This is a genomic window from Candidatus Viridilinea mediisalina, assembly GCF_002532535.1.
Taxonomy (GTDB): Bacteria; Chloroflexota; Chloroflexia; order Chloroflexales; family Chloroflexaceae; genus Viridilinea; species Viridilinea mediisalina.
This window is the reverse complement of the sequence record NZ_NQWI01000166.1, coordinates 1-7,815: the sequence shown is the minus strand read 5'-3', so window position 1 is coordinate 7,815 and position 7,815 is coordinate 1. Positions and strand designations below refer to the sequence as shown.

The following is a 7,815-nucleotide window of genomic DNA, read 5'->3' as shown; positions in this document are numbered from 1 at the left end:
AGGGAAGCAGAAATTGTTAGGTACCCCAGCAGCCTGTCATGCTGAATAGCACATATTCGCAGGCATCGTAGTGCCGACGTTAGTCGGCTGAGGTCTTTGGCAGCGATGGGAGCCGACTAACGTCGGCACTACCTACGGCGCAAACAGGAATGTTCCTACGAACCTTTGCTCAGGGTGGCCAAGCAACGGGGCAATCAACAACATCCGCTTCCCTAAAGTCGGCACTACCTAATGGCACAAACGGTTCGGCTATCGGCTATCGGCTATCGGCTATCGGCTATCGGTTATCGGTATCATTCCATCATGGCATACGCTGCGGCACCATAGAGAGCCGTTTTGGGGTTGAGGATGACATGGAGCGGGATGCGTTCCATGAGCCCACGGAAGCGCCCCTTGTTACGCATCGCCTCAAGGAGCGGCGGCTGGCGTAGTTGAGGCAAGAGCCGGGGCGGAATTCCACCCCCCAAATAGACCCCGCCTGTCGCCATGACCTTCATGGCCAAGTTGCCAATCTCGCTGCCCAAAATACCAATGAAGCAGTCGAGCGTGGCGACACAAAGGGGGCAGGGCATAGCTCCATCAAGGGCACCGGCCACAATCACCGGGGTTGGATCACTGACCTGCGCGAGACGTTCGGCGATCTGTGGGCTTTCGTGCTTAAAGACCCGCTCGCGGAAGTAGGCATAGATATTGGGGATACCCATGCCCGAACAGACCCGCTCATAGCTTACATGGTGGTGGGCTTCTAGCAGATAGCTCAGCAGCCCTGCTTCCGTTTTTGTCGTAGGCGCAAAGGAGGAGTGGCCGCCCTCGGAGGGATGGGCACGGTAGCGCCCCTGATCCCAAGTGAGGAAGGCTTCACCCAAGCCGGTGCCAGGGGCAATCACGGCAATTGCGCCACCCTCCAGGGCTTCACCGGAGTTGAGCGTAGCCACATCAGTGGCCTCAAGGTAGGGCACTGCCTGGGCAATTGCTTGCAGATCGTTGATCAAAGTCACCTGAGCGCCTGCAAGCGCCCCAACCAGAGGTTCAGCGGCAATCACCCAGGGCAAATTGGTAATCGTAGCGCGTCCGTGTACCACTGGCCCGGCTACACCAAAACATGCCGCCTCAATCGGCTGGGAATAGCGAGCACAGAACGCCTGCACCATCGCCTCGAGGCCAGAGTACTGGACACTGACAAAACTCTGTTCAGCCAGCGGTGCATGGGGGCCAGTCTTGCGCTCAAAGAGTGCAAGGTTGGTCTTGGTGCCGCCGATGTCTCCGGCAAGGATCATGGAGTGGTCCTAAGTTTAGAGGCTGTCTGAAAAGCTAGTGGGCGCGCGTTGGAGTGCCGGCGTTAGCCGGCTGAAGCCGGCACTCCAACGCCAGTTCATAGACTTTCCGGCGTTAGCCGGCTGAAGCCGGCACTCCAACGCCAGTTCATAGACTTTCCGGCGTTAGCCGGCTGAAGCCGGCACTCCAACGCCAGTTCATAGACTTTCCGGCGTTAGCCGGCTGAAGCCGGCACTCCAACGCCAGTTCAAGGCATCAAGATTCTTAGCGTTGCAATGCGATTCTTGCGGGGCAACGTACACTTTTTCCGTCCGCCCACGAACTGTTAACGTGCGGGTGTACGCAGCGCAAGCGTGGGATAGAGGCGATGGATCATGGAGGCAACCATTTGCACAAGGTTGGGTTGAGCATTGGCGAGGGCGACGAGGCGGCGATGGATGACGGAGCGTTCGCTATAGTTGCTGTCCAATGTGGCCCAACGGGGCAGCAGATCATGTTCAATCCAACTCCAGCGATCTTCGGCATTGCAGACGCTGCGTTGGCCACTGACGAGCGCCAGGGGGCCGAAATAGCCATTGAAGGAAGGCTGGCCAATCAGGGCCGGCGTACCCTCAAAGTCGAGCCAAGAGCCAAACGAAGCAAGTAGTTTGCCTTGGTTGGACATCCGATCCATAAAGGGCGGCAGAATAACCATCTGTTCGCGGTGGAGCATCGTGGTTGCGGCGCGGCGAATGAGTGCCGTTGCCTGCTCATGGTTCGCGGGGTCACACATCAGGTGGGCACCCTCATCGAGCATGCGGAAGGCTTCAAGGATAGCCTGCTGGTCTGAGCCAATGGCGGCTTCAACCGCCTTCAGACCGCCGTTGAGGTAGGCCAAGTGGGCCCAGCCCACATCAGCGAAGATAGCATTATTGGCCTCACGGATCAACTCGAGGTCATTGAGCAGCAGGGGGCGCGCCGTCGCATCGTGGAGCAACAGGGGCACGGTAAAGAGCAGATTGAGCGCCTGGCCATAGGCGGCCATACCAAACTGCACGACACTCCCTTCAGTGGGCTGCTGTTCTGCGAGAGGGCGTACCAAACCATGGGGCGCGTCTAGCACCTCCGCCGCAGCGAGGGCAATGCCCACCTGTGCCGAAGCAAAGGCCGCCATTCCTGCCCACTTGAAGAGCCACGGCTCTTGTAGATACCAACGGGCATAGCATTGCGTAATGCCCTGATTGCGCGCAATACGGGTCGTGCGTTGACTAAGTTGACGCTCAAGTTGAGCATGCCACTCTTCGCGGGTGTACATGGAATCTTCTCCGCTATCGAATTTGGAATCTTTTCCGCTGCATTTTTCGGCTATCGGCTATCGAACTTTGGCATTACCCCTTTGCCTCATCAAGCAACTCTTCGGATGTCAACGGGCTACAGGCGGTACAGACACGGAAGGGAATACCGGTATCACTGACCGTCCGAATCTGCTCACGGCTTCCACAGTAGCGACAGACCGAGAGATTCTCGATGTCATCGGCACGCCAAAGCTGGGGGGCTAGGATAATTTCCATTGGATTATCCACCGAGAGTACCCCAATTCGAACGCAGACCGCCGCCGGGAAGACGTCGGCCACGCGCGCAAAAAGTTTGTGGGGGTGTGAATAGACTTCGTCGCCGATCAAAATACCATTGATCCGGGGATGTTGCCGAATTTTCATGGACTCTGGAGCCGGGCGAGCAACTGTCGCAAACCGGCCTCGTCGAGCGCGAAGCGTGCGTCGTCTGCAAACATCAGAGCGTCAAGCGCCTCGGCGATGTGTGCGGCTTCCGCCTCCATGACCGTCAGTTCACCCTGCTCAATCGCATAGAAGGTGGCGAACGCCCACTCGGCCAACGCTGCGGCACTGATCTGTTCAGCTAAACGCTGCTCAAGCTGCGCGATTATTTCGCTAGATGTGAGTATCATAGCATATATTTTACAAGAGAACGAAGGAACGGAGGAACGGAGGAACAGAAGAACAAAGGAACGGAGGAACAGCAGAACAGAGGAACGGAGGAACAGCAGAACAGAGGAACAGAAGAACAGAGGAACAAAGGAACAGAGGAACAGAAGAACAGTCCCTTCTCTGTTCTGCTGTTCTGCTGTTCTCTGTTCTGCTGTTCTGCTGTTCTCTGTTCTCTGTTCTGCTGTTCTCCTGTTCTCTGTTCTCTGTTCTCTGTTCTCTGTTCTCTGTTCTCTGTTCTCCTGTTCTCCTGTTCTCCTGTTCTCCTGCAACATCTTGATGTATTCTAGCGTATCTTCTAAGAAGAGGAACAGAGGAACAGAGGAACAGAGGAACAGAGGAACAAAGGAACAGAGGAACAGTCCCTTTCTTGCTCTGCTGTTCGGCTGTTCTCTGTTCGGCTGTTCTCTGTTCGGCTGTTCGGCTGTTCGGCTGTTCGGCTGTTCTCTGTTCTCCTGTTCTGCTGTTCTCCTGTTCCCCTGTTCCCCTGTTCTCCTGTTCTCCTGTTCTGCAAAGGCAACCGTATGGCTACAACGTCGCGCAAACGCCCTCGTGCTGGTCGTCGCTGGATGATGATCATTGCCGGGGTGGTACTCTTGGGAATCCTGGTGATGGTGGCGTTGCAAGCGTTGACGCCGCGTGAGGCGACGCCCGGGGCGCTACCTGATGGGTGGCTACAGGTCGAGGCGATCAGTGGGAGTATTTCGGCTAGTGTAGGGGCAACGGGTAATATTGAGCCGCTGGCTGAGGCTAACCTGCGCTTTGAGGTTAGTGGTACCATTGCGGAGCTTCTCGTGCGCCCGGGTGATGAGGTTACTGCTGGTCAGCCCTTGGCGCGAATTGACATAAGTGCTTTAGAGTTGCGCATTGAGCAGGCTGAGGCTGATCTGCGTCAGGCCCAAGCCGATCTGGAGGGCTTACTGGCGGGCGCAAGCCAAGCTGAGGTGGCTGAGGCGCAGGCCCGCGTTGAGCAGGCCCGCCGTCAGTATAGCCAGGCGGCGGCGAGTGTGACCCCGGCCAATATTGCGGCGGCCCGCGCTGAATTGGAGAGCGCCCAAGCGCGTTTGGCACGCTTGCAGGCTGGCCCGGCTACGGCTGATCTCGCAAGTGCCGAGGAGCGGGTGCAGAGTGCGCGCGTTAATCTGGAGAATGCCCGCGTGAACCTGAGTGCCGCGAAGGAGCGTGCCCGCAATGATGTTGAGACGCGGGCCAATGCGCTCCGCAATGCCCAAGATGAGTTTAGCCGCATCTATTGGGATAACCGGGAGCTTGAGCGGGTGCGCGATGAGTTGCCCCAGGAACGGCTCGATCAGGAGGTCGCGGCGCAACGCAATGTCACTGATGCTGAGACCGCCTTGAGCAATGCACAACTCGCCTATGAGCAGGCGCGTCAGGATGAGATCAATTCGCTCCAAGCACGCGAGGCGGAACTGGCGAGTGCTCAGGCTGCGCTGGATCGCGTGGTGCGTGGGTCGGAGCCGGAGGATGTTGCCAATGCGCGGGCGGCGGTTGAGCGGGCACAAGCCACGCTGGATCAACTGACTGGCAACCAACGGCGCAGCGAGTTGGCCACGCAGCAGTCGAGTATCGAGATTGCTCAGGCTGGCCTTGAGCGTATCCTCGCCGATCCGGCTACGAGCACGATTACCGCTCGCGAGGCTGCGGTGGCGCGGGCCGAAGTGGCCCTGCGCAGCGCCCAGCGCGATCTGGAACTGGGGACACTGCGGGCACCCTTTGCGGCCACCATCGCCCGCGTGAATATGCGCGTCGGTGAGCCTGCCGATGCGAGTGCTTCGATTGCGCTCGTAGACCTGAGTAGCTACCATGTTGATCTGCCGATTGATGAGTTGGACATTGCCCAAGTGCATTTGGGGCAGCGCGCCGAGATTGAGATAGACGCCCTGCCCAGTGCAATCATCAGTGGCACCGTCACCAACATTGCGCCCCAAGCTACGCGCAGCGATGCCGGTACAACCACCTATGAGGTGACGGTCACCCTTGACGAAGATAGTCCGGGGGTACGGGCTGGTATGACCGCCGTGGTTGCGATTATTACCGAAGAGAAGGAGGACGTTGTCCTCGTACCTCGGCGGGCGGTGCGGGCCGATGGCGGGCAGAGCTATGTGCTGGTGCCGCGTGCAACCCCGCAAGCCAACGCCACCACCCCCGGTGAGCGTCGTCCGGTGCAATTGGGCCTCAGCAGCAGCGAGTTTGTCGAAATCATTAGCGGCCTCACTGCGGGCGAAGCGGTGCTGATGCAAGATGTTGTGACAACCTTTAACCCAGCCGGGCCACCGCAGTGAGCAGAACGGCAGAACAGAGAACAGAGAACATATGAACAGAGAACATATGAACAGAGAACAGTCTGTTCCTCTGTTCTTCTGTTCATATGTTCTTCTGTTCCTCATATTCATACAGACATAAATTCATGAATCACCTCATTGTCGTCAAAGATCTCACCAAAGTCTACACCATGGGCGATGTGGAAGTCCATGCGCTCCAAGGGGTGACGCTTACGATCAAGCAGGGCGAGATGGTCGCCATTATGGGGCCGTCGGGGAGTGGCAAGAGTACCCTGATGAATATTATTGGCTGTCTTGATCAGCCAAGCAGCGGTGAATACCTTTTGGATGGCGTGGATGTTGCCGAGTTGAGCGATGATGAATTGGCGGCAATTCGCAATCAGAAGATTGGTTTTGTTTTCCAGCAGTATATGCTGCTGCAACGCACAAGTGCGCTACGGAACGTGGAGTTACCGATGCTCTATGGGGGCAAAGGGGGTAACCGGCATGAGCGTGCCAAGGCGGCGTTGGCGGCGGTGGGCATGCTTGACCGTTCGCACCACAAACCCAATGAACTTTCGGGGGGCCAACAGCAGCGTGTGGCGATTGCGCGGGCGCTCGTCAACGAGCCGCGCATCATTATGGCCGACGAGCCAACGGGGGCGCTCGACTCGCGTACTGGTGAAGAGATCATGGCGATCTTCCAGCGCCTCAACCACGAGCAGGGCATCACCGTGATTCTTGTCACCCACGAACACGACGTAGCTCACCATGCCGAGCGGATCATCAGTGTGCGTGATGGCGTGATTGCCAACGATGAGCCGGTGCAGGAGCGCATTATTGCTGGTGCAGAGCAGCAGGTTTAGGGATGCGAGATGCGGGATGCGGGATGCGGGATTGCGCTACCGCTCCGCATCCTCGCCTCTCCGCATCCTCGTATCTCAACTATGAATATTATCGAATCCATCCGCATCGCCTTCACGGCGCTCTTCAGCAACAAGTTGCGTGCTGCACTCACCATGCTTGGCATTATCATCGGTGTGGGCGCGGTGATTGGCATGCTGGCCATGGGCAACGGCTTTCAGAATTTCCTCAATAGCCAATTTGCCCAACTTGGGGCGGGAAATTTCTATGTTGCGCCCTTCATTGATAGCAACCGCCTCGATGTAGTCAATGCGGCGCGACTCACGGCCAGTGACGGCAATGCCCTGCTGCAACCCGGACGCGCCCCGGCGGTCGAGAATGTGGCCATCGAGTGGAATGGGCGCGTGCAGGCGATTGGGGCCAGCCAGCGTGGCAGCTATGATGTGCGTGCGGTTTCACCCTCATGGTTTGCGGTGACACCCCAAGAGCTTGCGGCGGGACGCCTCTTCAGCGAAGAGGAGAATCGTGAGCGGGCGCGGGTCGCCGTGATTGGGCGCAGTGTCGCCGAGCGGCTCTATGGCGGCATGGGCACCGCAGTGGGCCAGCGCATCAGCCTCAACGGGGTCGGCTTCACCGTGATTGGCGTCCTCGCCACCGAAGAGGGCTCCTTCAGCATCGGTACCGATCCTGCCGAAGCGATCTTTGTGCCCTACCAGAGTGGCCTCGCCCGCCTCTTTCGCAACCAGGTGAACGATCAGGTCAACGTAGGCATCATGACCGTCAAGGCACGCAGTGTGCCCGAAATAGACGAAGCGATTCGCCAAGTGACCCTGGTACTCCGCGAGGAACACCGGCTCACCTACCAAGACAACGATTTTTCGATCATTAACCCCGAACAGATCGCGGCACAATTCAATGTAGTGATTGGCGGCTTCAACGCCTTTTTAGGGCTCGTGGCGGGCATCTCGCTGATTGTAGGCGGGATCGGGATTATGAACATTATGCTGGTGAGCGTCACCGAGCGCACCCGCGAAATCGGCCTACGCAAAGCGGTAGGAGCGCGGCGGCGCGACATTCTGCTCCAATTTTTGATCGAGGCGCTGGTGCTCTGCATGATCGGCGGGATCCTCGGCATTCTGTTGGGCTACCTGCTCTCCTTTGTGGGCACCTTCATCCTGATCAACCTCTTCGCTACTGAAGGGGCGGCTGCCTCCGTGAGCCTCGCCAACGTCCTCTTGGCAACCGGCATTGCTGCCGCCATTGGGCTGGCCTTTGGCTTCTTCCCGGCGCTACAAGCCTCGCGGCTCAACCCGATTGAGGCTCTGCGGACGGAGTGATTGCAGATTGCAGATTGCAGATTGCAGATTGCAGATTGCAGATTGCAGATTGCAGATTGCAGATTGCAGATTGCA

7 protein-coding genes are annotated in these 7,815 nt (G+C 58.0%); 3 read left to right on the top strand and 4 right to left on the bottom strand.

The genetic code is table 11. The features are described 5' to 3' along the window. Positions 1 to 293: 293 nt before the first annotated feature. The 4 genes from glk to CJ255_RS23800 form a co-directional block, all read right to left on the bottom strand. The gene (glk, locus tag CJ255_RS20165; RefSeq protein ID WP_097645882.1) at positions 294 to 1,277 is read right to left on the bottom strand and encodes a glucokinase; all 984 of its coding nucleotides are present in this window, start codon (positions 1,275 to 1,277) and stop codon (positions 294 to 296) included. 323 nt (positions 1,278 to 1,600) lie between these two features. Further along, positions 1,601 to 2,569, bottom strand: coding sequence for a DUF2515 family protein (locus CJ255_RS20160; protein WP_097645881.1), 969 nt, complete (start codon positions 2,567 to 2,569; stop codon positions 1,601 to 1,603). 73 nt (positions 2,570 to 2,642) lie between these two features. Beyond that, complete coding sequence (locus CJ255_RS20155) at positions 2,643 to 2,972, bottom strand: hypothetical protein (RefSeq protein WP_097645880.1); 330 nt, start codon at positions 2,970 to 2,972, stop codon at positions 2,643 to 2,645. Then, positions 2,969 to 3,220 carry a hypothetical protein gene (locus tag CJ255_RS23800; RefSeq protein ID WP_165774843.1) on the bottom strand — a complete coding sequence of 84 codons (252 nt, stop codon included), beginning with the start codon at positions 3,218 to 3,220 and terminating at the stop codon, positions 2,969 to 2,971. Before CJ255_RS23800 ends, CJ255_RS20155 begins: the two co-directional genes overlap by 4 nt. Positions 3,221 to 3,781: 561 nt before the next feature. Here CJ255_RS23800 and CJ255_RS20145 point away from each other — a divergent pair. From CJ255_RS20145 to CJ255_RS20135, 3 genes are all read left to right on the top strand, one after another. Continuing rightward, the gene (locus CJ255_RS20145; RefSeq protein ID WP_097645878.1) at positions 3,782 to 5,560 is read left to right on the top strand and encodes an efflux RND transporter periplasmic adaptor subunit; all 1,779 of its coding nucleotides are present in this window, start codon (positions 3,782 to 3,784) and stop codon (positions 5,558 to 5,560) included. A gap of 125 nt (positions 5,561 to 5,685) precedes the next feature. Continuing rightward, the gene (locus tag CJ255_RS20140) at positions 5,686 to 6,405 is read left to right on the top strand and encodes an ABC transporter ATP-binding protein (protein ID WP_097645877.1); all 720 of its coding nucleotides are present in this window, start codon (positions 5,686 to 5,688) and stop codon (positions 6,403 to 6,405) included. Positions 6,406 to 6,486: 81 nt separating this feature from the next. Beyond that, positions 6,487 to 7,740: an ABC transporter permease gene (locus CJ255_RS20135; RefSeq protein WP_097645876.1), complete on the top strand. Its 1,254-nt coding sequence runs from the start codon at positions 6,487 to 6,489 to the stop codon at positions 7,738 to 7,740. Positions 7,741 to 7,815 lie beyond the last annotated feature (75 nt).

Bases quoted from the DNA above. Each gene is read 5' to 3' on its own strand.
- CJ255_RS20140 (WP_097645877.1), top strand. From the start codon at position 5,686: ATGAATCACCTCATTGTCGTCAAAGATCTCACCAAAGTCTACACCATG.
- CJ255_RS20145 (WP_097645878.1), top strand. From the start codon at position 3,782: ATGGCTACAACGTCGCGCAAACGCCCTCGTGCTGGTCGTCGCTGGATG.
- CJ255_RS23800 (WP_165774843.1), bottom strand. From the start codon at position 3,220: ATGATACTCACATCTAGCGAAATAATCGCGCAGCTTGAGCAGCGTTTA.
- CJ255_RS20160 (WP_097645881.1), bottom strand. From the start codon at position 2,569: ATGTACACCCGCGAAGAGTGGCATGCTCAACTTGAGCGTCAACTTAGT.
- CJ255_RS20135 (WP_097645876.1), top strand. From the start codon at position 6,487: ATGAATATTATCGAATCCATCCGCATCGCCTTCACGGCGCTCTTCAGC.
- glk (WP_097645882.1), bottom strand. From the start codon at position 1,277: ATGATCCTTGCCGGAGACATCGGCGGCACCAAGACCAACCTTGCACTC.
- CJ255_RS20155 (WP_097645880.1), bottom strand. From the start codon at position 2,972: ATGAAAATTCGGCAACATCCCCGGATCAATGGTATTTTGATCGGCGAC.